Below are 18,879 nucleotides of genomic sequence, written 5' to 3' on the forward strand. Positions count from 1 at the left end.
TCACCGTCCGCGCCGAGGACAGGGGCTCGTCCGATGCAGCACCGCACCATCACCACCGTCGCACTCGCGGCGGTGCTCGCACTCGCCGTACCGACCACCGCGTGGGCATCACCCACCGGTCACCACTCGAAACGGACCGCGACCACCTCGACCGTGACCTACACGGCGAGCGACGCGGTCATCCCGAACCCCTCGCGCGGGTTCGACCACACCACCGAGACGCACTACCGCGCCGACGGCACCGGGTACACGCCGCTCGACGCCGCGACCCTCCAGGGCTACCGGGCCGAGGGCGTCACGCAGGTCGTCCGGGTGTTCTACATGGAGGCGTTCGTCCAGCAGCGGCAACTCAGCCCGGCCTGGCTCGCGCTCGTGCAGCACGACTACGACACCGCGCGCGCCGCCGGCGTGGGTGTGATCACCCGGTTCGCGTACGTCCAGGGTGGCTCGTACCCGTACTCGGCGCCGTACGGTGACGCCGACCTGCCGACCGTGCTCGCGCACATCGAGCAGCTCACCCCGACGCTTCGCCGGAACGCCGACGTCATCCCGACCCTGCAGGGGGGATTCATCGGGCTCTGGGGCGAGGGCTACTACACCGACCACTTCGCCAGTGACCCGGCGAACCCGGGTGTGCTGACCGAGGCCGACAAGGACGCCCGACGACAGGTCCTGCAGGCCGAACTCGCCGCCCTGCCGTCCAGCCGCTCGGTCCAGGTCCGCACGATGCAGATGAAGCAGGACGCCCTCCGCACCCCGTCCGGCACGGCCGGGGCGCTCACCCCGCAACAGGCACACGACGGATCGGCAGCGTCGCGCATCGGGCACCACAACGACTGCTTCCTCGCCTCGCCGGACGACTTCGGCACGTTCCTGAGCAACCCGCTGTCGCTCGACCAGGACTACCTGGCGGCAGAGTCGCGGTACGTCCCCGTCGGTGGCGAGACCTGCGCCGTGAACGCGCCGCGGACCGACTACCCGTCCGCCTCGGCCGAGATGGCGAAGTACCACTACAGCTACCTCAACCTGGACTACAACAAGGACGTCCTGGCGACCTGGGGTGCAGACGGCATGACCGACGCCGCGAAGAAGCTCGGCTACCGCTTCACGATGACGTCCAGCACCGCCACCTCGGGCGCGAAGCCGTCGGTGGCCGTGTCGATCCGGAACGACGGCTGGGCGGCGCCGTACAACAGCCGCCCGGTGCAGCTCGTCCTGACCGACGGCGACCGCCGGGTGACCGTGCCCGTGGCCGCCGACGCGTCGTCCTGGCAGCCGGGGCAGACCGTGACCGTCCGGGTATCGCTGGCCGACGTGCCGAACGGGCGCTGGAGCGTCGCACTCGCCCTCCCCGCGCCGGAGGCCTCGGTGGCGGCGAACCCGGCCTTCGCGATCCAGACGGCGAACACCGGTACGTGGGACGCGAGCACGGGTGTGAACCGGCTCGGTCAGACGGTGCTCGTGCAGCACTGAGCCGACGACGAGCAGGGCGCCCCGGGTCGATCGGTCCGGGGCGTCCTGCTGTCTGTCAACCGGGTCCGCCACCATGGAGGCCATGACTCCGCGCTCCCTGTTCCGCGCCGCCGCGGTCGCCGAACTCGTGACCTGGACCCTGCTCATCCTCGGGATGGTGCTCAAGTACGGCTTGGACGCCGGCGACTGGGGCGTCCGCATCGGCGGTGGGGTGCACGGCTTCGTGTTCCTGGCGTACCTGGTGGTCACGACGGTCGTCGCGGTGAACCAGCGGTGGTCGTTCGGTGCGCTCGTGCTCGGCTGGGCCAGTGCCGTCGTGCCGTACGCCACCGTGCCGTTCGAGGTCGCGGTCGCCCGCCGCGGCATGCTCGAGGGCTCCTGGCGCCGCTCGCCGGACGCCCACTCGGGCTTCTGGGACCGCCTGCTGTTCTTCGTGGTGCGTCGGCCCGCCGTGGCCGCCGGCATCGGGGTCGTGGCCGTCGCCCTGGTCTTCACCGGGCTGCTGGCCGCCGGCACGCCCGTGCCGTCCCGCGGCTGACGCGACGAGCGCCCACGCGTCACTTCGTGAGCAGCAATGGTCGGGTGCGTGGTGCGGACGCGACCATTCCTGCTCACGAAGCGCGGCCGTGGTCGCGACCACGGACGGACGGGAGGTGGGCCCCACCAGCCGGTACCGGCGCACCGCGCCAGCGGGGTGACGGCCGTGCCTGGAGGGACGGTGCCAGCTGGCACCGGGCCTCCCGTCCGTCGGCTGGTCGCTGCTAGAGCGCTGCCAGCGCCGCGTTCAACGTGGCGGACGGACGCATGACCGCGCTCGTCTTGGCGTCGTCGGGGCGGTAGTAGCCGCCGATGTCGGCCGGGTGACCCTGCACCGAGACGAGCTCGTCGACGATGGTGTGCTCCTGCTCACCGAGCTTCGCCGCGAGGTCCGCGAACGACGCCGCGAGCTCGGTGTCCTGGGTCTGCGCCGCGAGCTCCTCGGCCCAGTACTTCGCCAGGTAGAAGTGGCTGCCGCGGTTGTCGATCGAGCCGAGCTTCCGACCCGGGGACTTGTCCTGCTCCAGGAACGTCCCGGTGGCACGGTCGAGGGTCTCGCCCAGGATCTTCGCCCGCTCGTTGCCCGTCACACCGGCGAGGTGCTCGAGGCTGACCGCCAGTGCGAGGAACTCGCCCAGGCTGTCCCAGCGCAGGTAGTTCTGCTGCACGAGCTGCTGCACGTGCTTCGGGGCGGAACCACCGGCACCGGTCTCGAACAGGCCGCCACCGCCCAGCAGCGGGACGACGGAGAGCATCTTCGCCGAGGTGCCGAGCTCCATGATCGGGAACAGGTCGGTCAGGTAGTCGCGCAGGACGTTGCCGGTGACCGAGATGGTGTCCTCGCCGCGGCGGATGCGCTCGAGCGAGAAGCGCATGGCGTCCTCGGGCGCGAGGATATCGATCTGCAGGCCCTCGGTGTCGTGCTCGCCGAGGTACTGGCGAACGAGCCCGATGAGGTTCGCGTCGTGCGCGCGGGTCTCGTCGAGCCAGAACACGGCCGGCGTCGCGGAGGCACGGGCGCGGGTGACGGCGAGCTTCACCCAGTCGCGGATGGCGACGTCCTTGGTCTGGCAGGCGCGCCAGATGTCGCCGGGCTCGACGTCGTGCTCGATGACGACGTCGCCCGAGGCGGTCGTGACGCGGACCACACCGGCGCCGGGGAGCTCGAACGTCTTGTCGTGCGAGCCGTACTCCTCGGCCTTCTGCGCCATCAGGCCGACGTTGGGCACGGAGCCCATCGTCGACGGGTCGAAGGCGCCGTGGGCGCGGCAGTCGTCGAGCACGGCCTGGTAGATGCCGGCGTAGCTCGAGTCGGGGATGACGGCGAGGGTGTCGTGCTCGTCGCCGTCCGGGCCCCACATGTGGCCCGAGGTGCGGATCATCGCGGGCATCGATGCGTCGACGATGACGTCGCTCGGCACGTGCAGGTTCGTGATGCCCTTGTCCGAGTCGACCATGGCGAGCTCGGGGCCGTCGGCGATGCCCTGCTTGAAGGCACGCTCGATCTCGGCGCCGTTCGGCAGCGCACCGAGGCCGGCGAGGATCGAACCGAGGCCGTCGTTCGGGGTCAGGCCCGCGGCGGCGAGGTCGGCGCCGTAGCGCTCGAACACCGACGGGAAGAACGCCTTGATGACGTGGCCGAAGATGATCGGGTCCGAGATCTTCATCATCGTGGCCTTGAGGTGCACGGAGAACAGGACGTCCTCGGCCGCGGCGCGCTCGATCTGCTTCCGCAGGAACGACTCGAGTGCGGCCACGTGCAGCACGGTGCCGTCCACGACCTCGCCCTGCAGGACGGGGATCGACTGCTTGAGGACCTGCTCGCTGCCGTCCTCGGCCACGAAGGTGATCGTCAGGACGTCGTCGGCGGGGGCGATCCAGGACTTCTCGTTCGACCGGAAGTCGTCGACGCCCATGGTGGTGACGTTCGTCTTCGAGTCACGCGACCAGGCGCCCATGCGGTGCGGGTGCTTGCGGGCGTAGTTCTTGACCGACAGGGGTGCGCGGCGGTCGGAGTTGCCCTCGCGCAGCACCGGGTTGACGGCACTGCCCTGGACACGGCCGTAGCGGGCACGGACGTCGCGCTGCTCGTCGGTCGTGGCCTCGTCCGGGTAGTCGGGAAGGTCGTAGCCCTGCGCCTGCAGTTCCTTGATCGCGACCTTGAGCTGGGGGATCGACGCCGAGATGTTCGGCAGCTTGATGATGTTCGCCTCGGGGGTCTTCGCCAGGTCGCCGAGCTCGGCGAGGGCGTCGTCCAGGCGCTGCTCGTCAGTGAGCCGCTCCGGGAACTGGGCGATGATCCGGCCGGCGAGCGAGATGTCGCGGGTCTCGACGTCGACACCCGCGGTGCCGGCGAAGGCCTGGATGACCGGGAGGAAGGAGTGGGTGGCGAGGAACGGCGCCTCGTCCGTGAGGGTGTAGATGATCTTGGCCATGCTGGCGGGTACTCCCTTGTTCGACCGTCGGTACGTCCACGGTACTCGTGGCGCAGGATGTCTCGACATCAAGATACATGGCCCCCGCTTCCGCGCGGCAGATGCTCGGCCGACACCCTGGAGGCGCACTGTCGACACATAGGAACGGTGCGTGGACTGGTCTTCCGCAGCACCAGAGCGAGGGAGAGCGCGCATGACCACCACACGGCAGACCCCGGACGACTTCGGCTGGACCGCGGAGGACCTGCGGTCCGCCTACGCCTCGGACGGCAGCGGGCCCTACCGGTACGCGCCGGACGGCTCCGGCCCGTTCTCGTACGACCCCGACGGCTCCGGTCCCTGGCTCGTCGGCCCCGAACCCCGACGGAGCACGAAGCGGTTCGCACCGCGTCAGCGTGGCAGCCGGTCGCGGTTGCGGCGGATCGGGACTGCCTGCACCGCCGGAGCGCTGGCGCTCGTGCTCGCCGTCGGCAGTGTCTCCGTCGTCACGCACGCCGCTCCGCCACACCCGTCGGTACAGGCGAGTGCCGCGCAGGGCTCCGGACCCGACGGAGCCTGAGCCTCAGTCGCCGATCGAGACGCGGAACACCCGGACGCCGGCGGCACGGAGCCCGGCGAGCCCGAGCCGCATTCGCAGGGGCCGGAAGGGCCGGCGGAACCCGGACGACGCCGACGCGGCATCGATCTGGTGCAGGACCTCGGACGTCAGGGTGCGCTCGAGCTTCGGCGCCAGGCGGGTCACCCCGGACACCGTGACGACGATGCGGACGGCGTGCGGCGCGAGCATCGGTGCGATGAGCTCGGCAGCCGCCTGCGCCCGGTGGAACGCGGGGTCGTCACCGGGGCGACGGATCGCGATGACGGCCAACGCCGCGTCCCACGTCTCCTCGGGGTCCGGCAGGTCGTCGACCCCGATGACCCGCATCCGCGCGGCGTCGATCCCGGCGCGCACGGCCGCGGCCCGGAGCACGGGCAGGATTTCCTGGGTGCCGGCCAGCACGACGTCGGCCGACGCCAGGTCGACCGTTCCGTACCGCTCACGCGGGGATCGGGCCATGGTGCGGGTCCTTCCGTCGCTTTCCCCTGACCGTACCGATACAGAGGGCCCGGGGGACGCTTCCGCCCGCGGGGATCAGGGGCCTCCCAGCGCACTCGGTAACGAAAAGATCACGAAAGGGCCTGTACAAAGCGACAGAGTCGTGCAGAATGGTGGGCGGCCATGACGACTGCACCCGAACTCGACCAGCACCCGGAGACCCCGGTGGTGCACTTGTCCCGTCGCGCCGCCCTCGAGGCCGAGCGCGCAGCAGCCCGCGGACCGCAGCGTCGCAGCAAGACGGCGCCGGTCGCGAAGGCCGCCAAGCCCGAGAAGCCGGCCAAGGCAGCGAAGGTCGCCAAGCCGGCGAAGGCCGCGAAGCCGGCCAAGGCGCCGAAGGCCGCGAAGGTCGCCAAGCCCGTGCAGGCCGTCGTCCTCGCGACCGCGTCCTCGGCCACCGAGCCGGCCGGCCGCCGCTCCGCAGCCGCACGCGCCACCACCGAGCACGTCGACGACCGCATCCAGCGCGTCGTCCGTCGCCCCGCACCCAAGGTGACCCGCGTCGCCAGCGCACCCCGGGCCTCCCGGTCGGCCCGCGCCGGACGCATCACGCTCACCAGCGCCGCGGCCGCCATCGCGATGTTCGCCGCCTCGGCGATGCCCGCCCACGCGAGCGCCGGCACCTCGATGGCCACCTCGACCATCGCACCGATCGTGCGCACGCAGGACTACGCCGTGACCCAGGCGGTCACGGCCGCCGGGTTCGACCGTGACGGCTTCACCGTCGGCGGCGGCTCGACCGTCACCACGAAGACTGCTGGTTCCGCCGACTCCGCGGCGACCGCCGGAGGCGCCGTGTCGTTCGGCGGCGCGGTCCGCTCGCCGTTCCCCGGCCCGGTGCAGATGAGCTCCGGCTTCGGGTACCGCTCGGCACCGTGCGGAGCGTGCTCGTCGCTGCACCAGGGCCTCGACTTCACCCCGGGCATGGGCACGCCGATCGGCGCCGTCGCCGCGGGCAAGGTCCGGGTCTCGGGCACCTACTTCTCGTACGGCAACGCGGTCATCATCGACCACGTGGTCGACGGCCGTCAGGTCTCCACGCTCTACGGCCACATGATCCCCGGCTCCTCGCCGCTCAAGGTCGGCGACACCGTCGCGGCCGGGCAGTTCATCGGGCTCGTCGGGTCCTCCGGCGTCTCGACCGGTGCGCACCTGCACCTCGAGGTCCTGATGGACGGCGTCACGCCGATCGACCCGAAGGCGTGGCTCGAAGCCCGCATCGGTCGCTCGCTCACGCTGTAGCGACCGCTCCCCGCACCGACCGCTCCCCGTCGCGACGGGGGATCCACAGCCGCTGTCGAGCGGCAGCACGGCGATGTCCCAGTCGGCCTGTGCAGACTCACAGGCATGGACGATCCCCACAGACCGCCCGCCCGTCGTCGATCCGAGGTGGCTGCCCACTGATGGGCGCCGACACCTGGATCGCCTTCGGGCTCGTCATCCTCTTCGTGCTCGTCGGCGGGGTCTTCGCGGCCGCCGAGATCGCACTCGTCTCCCTCCGCGAATCCCAGCTGCAGCAGCTCGAACGCCGCGGCCCCCGCGGGATGCGGGTCGCCGAGCTCGGCCGTGACCCCAACCGGTTCCTGTCCGCCGTGCAGATCGGCGTGACCGTCGCCGGGTTCTTCTCCGCCGCGTACGGTGCGTCCTCGATCGCACCCGACGTCGCACCGCTGTTCCAGGGGCTCGGCCTCGAGCAGGGCACGGCCGAAGCCGTCGCGCTGGTGCTGATGACCCTCGTCATCGCGTACCTGTCGCTCGTGTTCGGCGAGCTCGTGCCGAAGCGGCTCGCCCTGCAGCGTGCCGAGGGCTTCTCGATGGCCGTCGCACCGACCCTGGAGCGCTTCGCGGTGCTGATGCGGCCGGTGATCTGGCTGCTCTCGAAGTCCACCGACACCGTCGTGCGACTGCTCGGCGGCGACCCGAACGCCCGCAGCGAGTCGATGAGCACCGAGGAGCTCCGCGGCCTGGTCGACGAGCACACCGGCGTCGATGAGCAGGGACGCCGGATCGCCCGCAGCGCCCTGGACGCCGGTGACCGCACCCTGCGGGAGTCGATGCGCCCCTGGTACGACGTCTCGACGCTGGATGCCGGCCTCTCCCTCGCCGAGGCCACCGACCAGGCCATCGCGGCCGGGCACACCCGGTACCTCGTGACCTCCGGCGGGCGCGACGAGGTCCGGGGCTTCGTGCACCTCCGTGACCTGCTGCGTCCGGTCGACCCCTCGGCACCGGTCGCCACGCTCGTCCGGCCGGTGCTCGCCCTGCCCGAGACGAAGTCGCTTTCGGGTGCGATCGCGGACATGCGCACCGACGGCCACCAGATCGCCCTGGTGGTCGACGAGTACGGCGGCAGCGCCGGCATGGTCACGCTCGAAGCGCTGCTCGAGGACCTCGTCGGCCGCATCCGCGACGAGTGGGACTCCACCGAGTACGACGAGTCGATGCTGGCCCACGACGGCGTCGACGGGGCCACGGTGCTCGAGGACCTGGCTGCGGACGGCGGCCCGGTCCTGCCCGACGGCGACTACGAGACTGTCGGCGGGCTCGTGCAGGTGCAGCTGGACCGCGTACCCGAGGTCGGTGACGTCGTCCTGGCCGGCGGCCACCGCCTCGAGGTGACCGCCATGGACGGTCACCGCGTGGCGCGGGTGCGCATCGGGGCCGACGCCGCGCCCTGAGTGCGCGCGTCCACCCCGCTCAGCGGCCTCGCCACGTGCCTCCTATCCTGCCCTGATCCCGTCCACCCCGCGAAAGCGACAGACTCCCGCGAACGTTCCGGCGCGATCTGTCGCTTTCGCGAACTGAACGGCAGGGCGTCCCGGGGAAGTGTCGCTTCGGCAGACCGGACCTGACGGCACCGCCCCTGCGTGCCGCACGCACGGTCCGGGCACGTACGCTCGTCGCATGGGTATCGACGTGCGCAACGAGATCCGCGACTTCCTGTCCTCCAGACGGGCGCGGCTCACCCCCGAGCAGGTCGGCATGCCGTCGTTCGGCGGCGGGGTCCGACGCGTGCCCGGGCTGCGTCGGCACGAGGTCGCCATGCTCGCCGGCGTCAGCGTCGACTACTACACGCGACTCGAGCGCGGCTCGCTCAAGGGCGTCTCGGACAGCGTGCTCGAGGGCCTGGCGAGCGCCCTGCAGCTCGACGAGGACGAGCGTGCGCACTTGTGGGACCTCACGCGCCTGGCGAACTCCGGCGCGAAGGTCATGCACCGGAACGTGCCGACCCGCGTGCGCCCCGGCGTGCAGCGGCTGCTCGACGCCATCACCGGCGCACCGGCCTGGGTGCGGAACGAGCGCGGGGACGTCGTCGCGACGAACGAACTCGGCCGTGCGCTCTACGCTCCGCTCTTCGCGGGCCCCGGACGCCCGGTGAACACCGCTCGCTTCACCTTCCTCGACCCGGCCGCCCGCGACTTCTTCCCCGACTGGGCGCAGACCGCGAAGGACGCCGTGGCCGTGCTCCGGACCGCCGCGGTGTCGAACCCCTGCGAGCCGGGGCTCATCACGCTCGTCGGTGAGCTCTCCACCCGGAGCGAGGAGTTCCGCGGCTGGTGGGCCGCCCACGACGTCCGGATGCAGCGCACCGGCAAGAAGCGCATCGACCACCCGATCGTGGGGGAGCTGAGGCTGTCCTACGAGGCGCTCGACCTGGTCGCCGACCCCGGCCTGACGCTGTTCTCGTACTCGGCCGAACCGGGCAGCGAGTCCGAGCGGTCGCTCGCGCTGCTCGGCAGCTGGGCCGCGACGGAGCGGGCAGAGCAGTACGCGGCCCTGCGCGAGTCGGAGTCCGAGTCCGAGTCGGTCGACTGACCCGGCCCCCGCGGGTTCGTAGGGTGGAGACGTGACGAGGACCACGGACGGCTCAGCCGGGGACGCGGACCACCGGCAGCACCGCCGGCCCGAACCCGCGTTCGCCCGCGCGGTCGCGAAGGCACTCGGCGACGCCCGGACCGTCCTCGACATCGGTGCCGGTTCCCCTTCGTACGCGCCGACCGACCGCGATGTGACCGCCGTGGAGCCCGCCGGAGACCTGCCCTTCGCCGACGACATCTTCGACGCCGCGATGACGACCTTCTCGCTGCACGAGTGGGACGACCTCGAACGCGGGCTCGCCGAGGTGCGTCGCGTGACCCGGGGCCCGATCGTGGTGCTGACGTTCGACCCCGACCGCATCGAGCGCTCCTGGCTCGCCGAGTACGCGCCCGAGGTGCTGGCGGCCGACGCCCGTCGCCACCCCGCACTGCCGCGGATCGCCGACGCACTGGGCGACGACACCGTGACGAGCACCCCGTTGCCGATCCCGTTCACGTGCGTCGACGGGTTCGCCGAGGCGTACTACGCCCGCCCCGAGCGACTGCTCGACCCCGGCGTGCGCCAGGCGGACCCGACGTGGGGCCTGGTCGACGAGTTCACCGTCCGGCGGTCGGTGGCAGCGCTCCGGACCGCGCTGGAGTCGGGGGAGTGGGACCGGCGGCACGGCTCGTTGCGGATCCGCCCGACGTACGAGGGCTCGGTCGTCCTGGTCACGGCGACGCCGAACCGACCGCGGCCGAGCCTGGCCGGGCGGGCTTGACACCCGGTCGTAGGCTGGTCGGGTGAGCTTCCAGGAGGTGGTCGGCGCCCGTATCGCCGGCATCAGGGCGTGAGGCCCTCGGTCGTGCCCTCGGGTGCGGCCGCCCTCGTCGAACCCTGACCTCCTCCGCCCGGTGCGGTGTGCGTCTGCACGCCCCGGGCCCGCACGAAAGCGATCACCCATGCTCCCCATCGTGGAGAAGACCCTCCGCACGTCCTTCGTCAACGCCTCGCGCAAGGAGGTGTCCGACCTCACGCTGCCCGCCGACTTCGAGACGCTCGACTGGGACGCGCTCGACTACCTCGGCTGGCGCGACCCGAAGATCGGGCGGCGTGCGTACGCCGTCGTGCCGACCCTGGACGGCGACCTGATCGGCATCCTGTTCCGGCAGGCCGAGGCCTCGCCCCGCTCCCGTGCCCAGTGCTCGTGGTGCCAGGACGTCAAGCTGCCGAACGACGTCGCGTTCTACAGCGCGAAACGGTCCGGGCCGGCCGGCCGGAACGGCAACACCGTCGGCACCCTGGTCTGCCAGGACTTCCAGTGCTCGCGGAACGTCCGGAAGCTCCCGCCGCCCGCCTACGAGGGCTACGACGTCGAGGCCGCGCGCCTCCGGCGCATCGAGGACCTGCAGGTCCGGGCCGCGTCCTTCGCCGCCGAGGTCTGAGACGCCGGCGTCCTCGAAGGACGCCGCCGAGTCAGCGAGACGCCGCCGGATTCGGAGGCGTCTCGCGCTGACGCCGGCGTCTCGCGTCCGCAAACGCGACTGACGACGGACGGGAGGCCCGTGACGGATCCGCCACGGGCCTCCAGGCCGTCAACCGGTCGCGTCTACCGACCGATGGTCGACATGTCGGGGTAGCGGTCACCGGTCGGGACCGGCAGCGCCGACAGGCGTGACAGCTGGTCCGCGGTGAGGGTCAGGTCGGCTGCGCCGACGTTCTCCTCGAGGCGGGAGACCCGCTTCGTGCCGGGGATCGGGACGATGTCGTCGCCCTGGGCGAGCAGCCAGGCGAGCGACACCTGCGCCGGGGTGGCGCCGGCCTCGGTGGCGATCTCCTTGACCGCGTCGACGATGCGCATGTTCTGCTCGAACGCCTCCTGCTGGAAGCGCGGGTTCGCCAGGCGGAAGTCGTCGGAGTCCAGGTCGGACGGCTTCGTGATGGCACCCGTCAGGAACCCGCGGCCGAGCGGCGAGTACGGCACCAGGCCGATGCCGAGCTCGCGCAGGGTGTCGAGCACGTCGCCCTCGGGGTCCCGCGTCCACAGCGAGTACTCGCTCTGCAGCGCGGTGATCGGGTGGACGGCGTGGGCCTTGCGGATGGTCTCGGCACCGGCCTCGGACAGTCCGATGTGCCGGATCTTGCCCTCCTGCACGAAGCCGGCGAGCTGGCCGATGACGTCCTCGATCGGGACGGCCGGGTCGACGCGGTGCTGGTAGTAGAGGTCGATGTGGTCCGTGCCGAGGCGCCGGAGTGAGCCCTCGAGCGCCTCGCGCACGGACTCTGGCTTGCTGGAGATCCCGCGCTGCTGCGTCGGCGTCTCTTCACCGGCCTCGTGGTGGTACAGGCCGAACTTGGTCGCGATGACGACGTCGTCGCGGCGGCCCTCGAGCGCGCGGCGCAGGAGTTCCTCGTTCGTGTAGGGGCCGTACGCCTCGGCGGTGTCGAACAGGGTGACGCCGAGGTCGATCGCGCGGTGGATGGTGCGGATCGACTCGTCGTCGTCGGTGCCGGCGCCCGTGTAGAAGGCGCTCATGCCCATGGTTCCGAGGCCGATCGGTCCGACCTCGAGGTCTGCGAGCTTGCGTGTCTGCATGCTGCAGGTCTACTCCCGGTTCCCCTGACGGCGGGAGGCACTGGCTGTACCCGCCTCCGCACCACTACGCTGCGAGGGACGGGGCAGACGCCCCGGGCTCGGGGGAGTGTCATGGTCGTCATCTGGATCGTCGTCGCCGTGGTCGTCGTGCTCGGCGCCCTGCTCGTCGTGCTCGAGGTGCAGAACCGCCGTCGCCGGCGAGCGCTCGCGGACCTCGAGGACTTCTCCGACCCCACGGCCGGGTCACGTGCCATGGTCGAGGCCGACGCCGCTCGATCGACGGCCGAAGGGGTGTCGAGGACCGCGCACCCGGGTGGCAGCGCCTCCAGCGGGATGTTCTCCGGCTGACCCACCCGGCCGCTCCGGCGGTTGTCGGAAGCAGCGGGTCCGCGGTGACCAGGGCTACCGGCGCTTCGTGAGGTTCCTCCAAGGTGCTCGCACGATTGCTCCGCGCACTGGTGTGATCAATCCGTGAACCTGTACTTCCGACTGCTCTTGCTGCAGCTGCGGACCCGTCTGCGCGCTCGGGTCGGTGGACGCCGCCGGGCGTCGCTCTGGGACGAGGTCCGGACGCCGTTCCGGGTCGCTCCCACCGACCTCGACCCGCTGCGCCACGTCAACAACGGCAAGTACCTGTCGATGCTCGACCTCGGTCGGCTCGACCTGATGCTCCGCTCCGGGTACTGGGCAACGCTGTCCGAACGTGGCTGGTACCCCGTCGTCTCGGCGCAGACGATCACGTACAAGCGGTCGTTGACGCTCGGGCAGCGGTTCGAGCTCCGCACCCACGTGCTCGGGGTTGACGACCGCGCCGTGTACCTGGAGCAGACGTTCGTGCGGCAGGGTGCCGTGATGGCCCGCGCCGTGGTGCAGGCCCGGTTCCTGCGACGTTCCGGCGGGACGGTGCCGACCGCGGACCTGCTCGAAGCGGCGGGTGGCGCGGACCGCGACCTGACCGTGCCCGACTGGGTGCACGACTGGGCGAGTGCGACCCGGATCAGCAGCAGCGCGGCCTGACCCGAGCGGCCGGCCGGTCCTACGATGACCGCATGGACATCGTCGACCTGGTGCTGCCGGACGTCGCCGCGTGGCGTGCCTGGCTCGACGACCACGAGCACGAACCCGACGGGGTGTGGCTCGTCCTCGCCAAGAAGGGCGTCACGGAGCCGACGACGCTGACCTACGACACGGCCCTCGACGAGGCGCTCTGCTCCGGGTGGATCGACGGGCAGCGGCGCGGGCGTGACGACACCACCTACCGCCAGCGGTTCACCCCGCGCCGGAAGGCCTCGCTGTGGTCGCAGCGGAACCTCGGCCTGGTCGCGGCACTCATCGCCGAGGGACGGATGCGGGAGCGCGGGCACGCCGAGATCGATCGCGCCAAGGGTGACGGCCGATGGGACCGCGCCTACGCCGGTTCGGCAACGGCCACGGTGCCCGAGGACCTGCAGGCGGCGCTCGACGCCGCCCCCGCAGCCGCCGCGCTGTTCGCCGAGCTCGACGCCACCAACCGGTACGCCGTGCTGCACCGCATCACCACCGCCCCGAACGCCACGGTGCGGACGAACCGGCTCACCAAGCTCGTCGGCGGACTCGAACGCGGCGAGACCCCGTACCCGCGACCCACCCGTCCGTAGTCCCTGCGAACCCGGAAAGCGGTCGGGGGACACCGACTCAGGGACCGGCAACGCACCGGGCGTAGACCGGGGACATGACCACAGGCACTGACACCACGAACCGTCCGGCCGCGTCCTCCGGCACCTTCCGCATCGGCGGCGACCTCGAGGTCAACCGGCTCGGCTACGGCACCATGCAGCTCACCGGCCCCGGCGTCTGGGGACCGCCGAAGGACCACGACGAGGCGATCCGCGTCCTCAAGCGCGCAGTCGAGCTCGGCGTGAACTTCTTCGACACCGCCGACTCGTACGGCCCCTACGTCGCCGAGGAGCTCCTCAAGGAGGCCCTGCACCCCTACGGCGACGACGTCGTCATCGCCACGAAGGCCGGCCTCACCCGCACCGGCCCGAACGTCTGGCCGCCCGTCGGCCGCCCGGAGTACCTCCGGCAAGAGGCGGAGATGAGCCTCCGCCGCCTGGGCCTCGAGCGCATCGACCTGTTCCAGCTGCACCGCATCGACCCGAAGGTCCCGCTCGAGGACCAGGTCGGCGAGCTGAAGAAGCTGCAGGACGAGGGCAAGATCCGCCACATCGGCCTGTCCGAGGTCTCCGTCGACGAGGTCAAGGCCGCGCAGGAGATCGCCACGATCGTCTCCGTGCAGAACCTCTACAACCTGCAGAAGCGTGACGCCGAGGAGCTGCTCGACTGGTCCGAGGAGCAGGGCATCGGCTTCATCCCGTGGTTCCCCCTGGCCACGGGTGGCTTGACCGGCGAGGACTCGCCGCTCACCGAGATCGCCGAGCGCAAGGGTGCCACCCCGGCACAGCTCGCGCTCGCCTGGCTGCTCAAGCGCTCCCCGGTGATGCTGCCGATCCCCGGCACGTCGAGCGTCGCGCACCTGGAGGACAACCTCGCGGGTGCCACGGTCGAGCTGACCGACGACGAGTTCGAGGAGCTGGCGAAGCTGGGTCACTGACCCGACGCGACCAGCAGACGGACGGGAGGCGCGGTGCCAGCTGGCACCGCGCCTCCCGTCCGTTTTCCGCCCTGTACAGATCCGTGCTTGCGCACGCATACCGGGTATGTGCATACTCAGTATGGCCACGGTGGCCCGAGACAGGGGAAGTGTCATGAGCGTTCGGATGGGCGTACTCGCGCTGCTGGTGGGGGGACCCGGCTACGGGTACCAGCTCCGGGGGGAGTTCGAGCACCGCACCGGCGGGAGCTGGCCGCTGAACATCGGCCAGGTCTACACGACCCTGGACCGCCTGGAACGCGACGGCCTCGTGGCCCGCGGCGACGCCGACGACGACGGACACGTCGTCTACACGGCGACCGACGCGGGTCGGGCCGAGGTGGCCCGCTGGTTCAGCGAGCCCGTGCCGGCCAAGCGCGGCCGCGACGAGCTGGCGATCAAGTTCGCCCTCGCCGTGACCGTGCCCGGGGTCGACGTCGCCCGGCTGGTGCAGGTGCAGCGCGGTGCCGCGATCCGGAACCTGCAGGACCTGACGCGGCTGAAGCGGACGACCGACCCGTCGACGGACCTGGCGTGGTCGCTCGTGCTCGAGTCGATGGTGTTCCAGGCCGAGGCCGAGGTGCGCTGGCTCGACCACGTGGAGTCGAGCGTCGCGCGGTACCGGCCGGACGAGCACCCGGCGGCGCCTGCCAGTACCGACGCCTCCGCTGCCGCTGCCCGGAGCGCACGGTGACCGCCGCACCGCTCCTGCAGCTCGATGCCGTGAGCGTGCACTACGGCTCCGGCGCGAAGGCCGTCACGGCCCTGGCCGGCATCGACCTGCGGGTCGAGCGCGGCGAGATGGTGGCCGTGATGGGCACCTCGGGGTCGGGCAAGTCGACGCTGCTCGCCTGCGCCGGCACCCTGCTGCCGCCGACGAGCGGTGAGGTGCTGATCGACGGCGCCTTCGTGTCCGACCGTCCTGCCAAGGAACTCGCAGCGCTGCGCCGACGACTCATCGGGTTCGTGTTCCAGGACTTCAACCTGATCCCCTCGCTGACCGCGGTCGAGAACGTGGCACTGCCGCTCGAGCTCGATGGATGGAAGGCCTCGCAGGCCCGCCGTGCCGCGGAGCTCGCGCTGGACAACGTCGAGCTGTCGCACCGAGCCGACGCCTACCCGGACGACCTGTCCGGCGGGCAACAGCAGCGCGTCGCGATCGCCCGCGGCGTGGTCGGCGAGCGCCGGCTCGTGCTCGCCGACGAGCCAACCGGAGCCCTCGACTCGCAGACCGGCGAGGTCGTGCTCCGCATGCTCCGTCGACACGTCGACGCCGGAGCCGGTGCCCTCCTGGTGACCCACGACGCCCGGCACGCGGCCTGGGCGGACCGGATCGTGTTCCTGCGCGACGGTCGGGTGGTCGACGAGACCGTGTACTCGGGCGTCGAGGCGGCGCTGACGGACCGGACCGCCTCGTGAGCCGGGGTCGGCGTGCCGGGACCGGCCGGACGCCGTTCGCCCTGAGACCGGCGCTCCGTCTGGGGCGTCGACTGGCGTTCGCGAAGGCGGGCCGCGCGGCACTGATCATCGCGCTCATCGGGATCCCCACCGCCGGGTTCGCCGCCGTCGCCGTCGTCGTGCAGTCCACACAGGCCACCGCAACCGAGCGGCTCGACTACGACCTCGGCCAGGCATCGGCGCAGATGCGGGTGTCCGGCCCGGACCTGCCCGGCATGGTGCAGGACCCCGTCCAGTGGCAGTCCACGGACTCGAAACGGAACAGCCCCGTCACGAAGTCGGACGACGACTCCCCCTTCGCGAACGTCCTGGCGCACGTGCCCGACGGCGCCCTGTCGATCCCGGTCGGCGGCACACCCGTCGTGGTCCAGGGGCCGAAGGGTCCCGTCGGCCTGACCGCGGTCGAGGGCAGCGTCTGGGACCCGTCGCTCGAGGGCCACTGGCACGTGCTCGACGGTTCCACGCCGACCACGCGCAGTGAGCTCATGGTCACGCCGGCGACGCTCGACCGCCTCGGGGCGCACATCGGCGACACGGTGGACCTGACCGACCCGGTCACCAAGCGCTTCACGATCACCGGGACCATGACCGACCTGGGGACGGACCCGGGTTCGCAGGGCGTGTTCCTGCCCTGGGGCACGACGCTCTCGACGACCGACACCACCGACGACGTCGGGCTCACCGACGTCACCGTGTACCTGCCGTCGGACGCCCCGACGTGGTCGGAGATCCGGCAGCTCAACGCGCACGGCATCGTCGTGCAGTCACGGCCGGTCGTGCTCGACCCGCCCGACGCCCGGCTCCCCGGTGGGCAGCTGGGCTCGTCGCTCGGCTGGTACCTCGGGGCGATGGGACTGCTCGGCGTCTTCGCGATGTTCGAGGTCGCCCTGCTCGCCGGGGCTGCGTTCCTGGTCGGTACCCGGGCGGACACCCGCTCGTACGCCATCGTCACGAGCGTCGGCGGCGACAAACGGTTCGTCCGCACGATCGTCGCCGGGTCGGGCGTGGTGCTCGGCCTCGTCGGCGCGGTCCTCGGGGTCGCCGCCGGCACCGGGATCGGCGTGCTCGCCTACCGACTGATCGACAACGGCAACGTGGCGTCGTTCCCCGGGTTGCACGTGCCGCCGCTCCTGCTGCTGTCCATCGCCGCCGCGGGGGTGCTCGCCGGACTCGTCTCCGCGCTCGTCGCCGCACGGTCGGCGACCCGGATCAACGTGCTCGCGGCACTGCGGGGCTCGCTCCGTCCGGTACCCGTCAGCCGTCCGGCCCGCCGTCGTCGGCGCATCTGGGGGCCGCTGCTCGTGGTCCTCGGCGCCGTGATGACGTTGGCGTGCGGTGTGGGCGTGCTCATGCTCAACGACCGTCCGGTGCAGCAGGACCGGTGGGCCTACGTCGTCGGTGTCGGCGTCGCGATCGGGCCGTGCCTGATGCAGCTCGGCATCGCCATCTGCTCACCGTGGCTGCTCGCCCTGATCACCCGGCTCACCGCCCGCGCGGGGCTGTCTGCACGGCTCGCCGCCCGCGACGCCCGCCGCAACCCGGTCCGCACGGTGCCGGTGCTGGCGAGCGTGATGAGCGTCGTGTTCGTGGCCTCCGTCGTGATCACGTGGAGTGCGTCGAGCCACGCCCAGTACGTCCGTGGGTACGAGTACACGACGGCGGTCGGGGTCGCGACGGCCGAGGTGCAGACCGAGACGAAGGACGGCGGCAGTACCGGTCGCCACGACGCAGAACTGACGGCCCACGCCGCGAAGGTGGTGTCCGGGGTCTTCGACCAGGACCGCATCCGGGTGCTCGGTGTCGCGCAGGAGCAGCCGGGCGACACCCCCTCGACCGTCACGATCCCGCACCGCTGGAGCGCGTACGACTGCCCGGTGAACGACACGACGAGCTGCTCGTACTACCTCGACACGGCGACCGCGACCAGTCCGCACATCTGGACGGGCACCGTCGACGACTACGCCGTGCTCACCGGGCACCGCCCCTCAGCCGCCGTCCGGGGCGCACTCGAGGACGGTCGGGCCGTGTCGCTCTGGCCCGAGTACGCCCACGACGGTGCGGTCCGCGTCGACACCTTCCACGACCGGACGTGGGAGAGCGACCCCATCACCGAGCGGAGCCGACCGGCGGCCAGCGTCTCGATCCCCGCCGTGCTCGACGTGCAGACCCCGCGGATCCAGGTCGGCGTCTTCATGACGAAGGCGACCGCCGAGCAGTACGGCGTGCCCGTGGTCGACGGCATGCTCGTCACGACGCTGCCCCACGACCTCGACCCGGCTCAGGCGGACGAGCTGAGCTCGGCGTGGCAGAGCTTCGGCGGCGACGACCGCGCCCGGTGGAGCGGCCCGTCGTTCATGTACGAGGCCGGCCCCACCGACAACGAGGCGATCATCCGGGCGATCGTGCTCGCACTGGCCGCGGCCGTCACGATCGGTGCGACGGCGGTGGCGATCGGACTCGCACGGTCCGACGGCCGGCGGGACGACGAGGTGCTCGACGCCATCGGTGCCGCACCGCGCCTGCGCCGCGGGGTGTCGACCTGGCAGGCGGCGATCCTGGCCACGGTCGGCTCGGTGATCGGGACACTCCTCGGACTCCTGCCGATCCGCGCCCTGACCCTGCGGTTCACCGAGAGTCCGGTCGGGGTGAACCACATGCCGTTCGTGCCGGACTGGCCGGTGCTGGCGCTGCTCGCGATCGGCCTGCCCCTCGTGGTGACGGCCGGGGCGTGGCTGACCTCGCGGGGTCGGCGGCGGGTGGCGGTGCGACGGGCGCACTGACGCGCGCGCTGCCTCGTGCGCTCCGCTTCGCTTGGTGAGCAGAAGATGTCGAGTCGGCTGCTCGGACTCGACGT

18 protein-coding genes are annotated in these 18,879 nt (G+C 71.7%); 15 read left to right on the forward strand and 3 right to left on the reverse strand.

What is annotated here, in order from left to right:
* Window positions 1–33: 33 nt before the first annotated feature.
* Together DEJ29_RS17600 and DEJ29_RS17605 are read left to right on the forward strand one after the other, a co-directional pair.
* Window positions 34–1,473, forward strand: coding sequence for a DUF4832 domain-containing protein (locus tag DEJ29_RS17600; RefSeq protein WP_111094082.1), 1,440 nt, complete (start codon window positions 34–36; stop codon window positions 1,471–1,473).
* A gap of 82 nt (window positions 1,474–1,555) precedes the next feature.
* Complete coding sequence (locus DEJ29_RS17605; protein WP_111094083.1) at window positions 1,556–2,011, forward strand: DUF3817 domain-containing protein; 456 nt, start codon at window positions 1,556–1,558, stop codon at window positions 2,009–2,011.
* Between the two features lie 223 nt (window positions 2,012–2,234).
* On the opposite strand, the gene DEJ29_RS17610 is transcribed toward DEJ29_RS17605, so the two are convergent.
* Window positions 2,235–4,445: an NADP-dependent isocitrate dehydrogenase gene (locus DEJ29_RS17610; RefSeq protein WP_111094084.1), complete on the reverse strand. Its 2,211-nt coding sequence runs from the start codon at window positions 4,443–4,445 to the stop codon at window positions 2,235–2,237.
* 193 nt (window positions 4,446–4,638) lie between these two features.
* On the opposite strand from DEJ29_RS17610, the gene DEJ29_RS17615 reads away from it, so the two are divergent.
* Window positions 4,639–5,004 (forward strand): hypothetical protein, encoded by a 366-nt coding sequence (locus tag DEJ29_RS17615; RefSeq protein ID WP_111094085.1) that lies wholly within the window; start codon window positions 4,639–4,641, stop codon window positions 5,002–5,004.
* Between the two features lie 3 nt (window positions 5,005–5,007).
* Here DEJ29_RS17615 and DEJ29_RS17620 read toward each other — a convergent pair whose 3' ends face one another.
* Complete coding sequence (locus DEJ29_RS17620; RefSeq protein ID WP_111094086.1) at window positions 5,008–5,502, reverse strand: hypothetical protein; 495 nt, start codon at window positions 5,500–5,502, stop codon at window positions 5,008–5,010.
* A 162-nt stretch (window positions 5,503–5,664) separates the two neighbouring features.
* Here DEJ29_RS17620 and DEJ29_RS17625 point away from each other — a divergent pair, with 162 nt between their 5' ends.
* From DEJ29_RS17625 to DEJ29_RS17645, 5 genes are all read left to right on the forward strand, one after another.
* Entirely contained in the window at window positions 5,665–6,783 is a 1,119-nt protein-coding gene (locus DEJ29_RS17625; RefSeq protein ID WP_110865319.1) for a M23 family metallopeptidase, read from the forward strand.
* Window positions 6,784–6,944: 161 nt separating this feature from the next.
* Window positions 6,945–8,219 carry a hemolysin family protein gene (locus DEJ29_RS17630; RefSeq protein WP_111094087.1) on the forward strand — a complete coding sequence of 425 codons (1,275 nt, stop codon included), beginning with the start codon at window positions 6,945–6,947 and terminating at the stop codon, window positions 8,217–8,219.
* Window positions 8,220–8,445: 226 nt separating this feature from the next.
* Window positions 8,446–9,357: a helix-turn-helix transcriptional regulator gene (locus tag DEJ29_RS17635; protein ID WP_071406260.1), complete on the forward strand. Its 912-nt coding sequence runs from the start codon at window positions 8,446–8,448 to the stop codon at window positions 9,355–9,357.
* Window positions 9,358–9,388: 31 nt separating this feature from the next.
* A complete protein-coding gene (locus tag DEJ29_RS17640) occupies window positions 9,389–10,120 on the forward strand; it encodes a class I SAM-dependent methyltransferase (protein WP_111094088.1) in 732 nt (243 codons plus the stop codon).
* Window positions 10,121–10,301: 181 nt separating this feature from the next.
* Window positions 10,302–10,784, forward strand: coding sequence for an FBP domain-containing protein (locus DEJ29_RS17645; protein WP_071406263.1), 483 nt, complete (start codon window positions 10,302–10,304; stop codon window positions 10,782–10,784).
* A 164-nt stretch (window positions 10,785–10,948) separates the two neighbouring features.
* On the opposite strand, the gene DEJ29_RS17650 is transcribed toward DEJ29_RS17645, so the two are convergent.
* Window positions 10,949–11,935 (reverse strand): aldo/keto reductase, encoded by a 987-nt coding sequence (locus DEJ29_RS17650; protein ID WP_071248528.1) that lies wholly within the window; start codon window positions 11,933–11,935, stop codon window positions 10,949–10,951.
* A 111-nt stretch (window positions 11,936–12,046) separates the two neighbouring features.
* Here DEJ29_RS17650 and DEJ29_RS17655 point away from each other — a divergent pair, with 111 nt between their 5' ends.
* The 7 genes from DEJ29_RS17655 (at window position 12,047) to DEJ29_RS17685 (ending at window position 18,805) form a co-directional block, all read left to right on the forward strand.
* The gene (locus DEJ29_RS17655) at window positions 12,047–12,283 is read left to right on the forward strand and encodes a hypothetical protein (protein ID WP_111094089.1); all 237 of its coding nucleotides are present in this window, start codon (window positions 12,047–12,049) and stop codon (window positions 12,281–12,283) included.
* A gap of 123 nt (window positions 12,284–12,406) precedes the next feature.
* Entirely contained in the window at window positions 12,407–12,952 is a 546-nt protein-coding gene (locus tag DEJ29_RS17660) for an acyl-CoA thioesterase (RefSeq protein ID WP_111038397.1), read from the forward strand.
* 32 nt (window positions 12,953–12,984) lie between these two features.
* A complete protein-coding gene (locus DEJ29_RS17665) occupies window positions 12,985–13,572 on the forward strand; it encodes a YdeI/OmpD-associated family protein (RefSeq protein ID WP_111094090.1) in 588 nt (195 codons plus the stop codon).
* A gap of 74 nt (window positions 13,573–13,646) precedes the next feature.
* Window positions 13,647–14,528 carry an aldo/keto reductase gene (locus DEJ29_RS17670; RefSeq protein WP_027466858.1) on the forward strand — a complete coding sequence of 294 codons (882 nt, stop codon included), beginning with the start codon at window positions 13,647–13,649 and terminating at the stop codon, window positions 14,526–14,528.
* A 154-nt stretch (window positions 14,529–14,682) separates the two neighbouring features.
* On the forward strand, window positions 14,683–15,261 hold the full coding sequence (locus tag DEJ29_RS17675) for a PadR family transcriptional regulator (RefSeq protein WP_258375874.1): 579 nt from the start codon (window positions 14,683–14,685) through the stop codon (window positions 15,259–15,261).
* Complete coding sequence (locus tag DEJ29_RS17680; protein ID WP_027466859.1) at window positions 15,258–15,986, forward strand: ABC transporter ATP-binding protein; 729 nt, start codon at window positions 15,258–15,260, stop codon at window positions 15,984–15,986. The genes DEJ29_RS17675 and DEJ29_RS17680 overlap by 4 nt, the downstream gene beginning before the upstream one ends.
* Window positions 15,983–18,805: an ABC transporter permease gene (locus tag DEJ29_RS17685; protein ID WP_111094092.1), complete on the forward strand. Its 2,823-nt coding sequence runs from the start codon at window positions 15,983–15,985 to the stop codon at window positions 18,803–18,805. Before DEJ29_RS17680 ends, DEJ29_RS17685 begins: the two co-directional genes overlap by 4 nt.
* Window positions 18,806–18,879 lie beyond the last annotated feature (74 nt).

It is taken from the genome of Curtobacterium sp. MCPF17_021 (genome assembly GCF_003234605.2).
Taxonomy (GTDB): Bacteria; Actinomycetota; Actinomycetes; order Actinomycetales; family Microbacteriaceae; genus Curtobacterium; species Curtobacterium flaccumfaciens.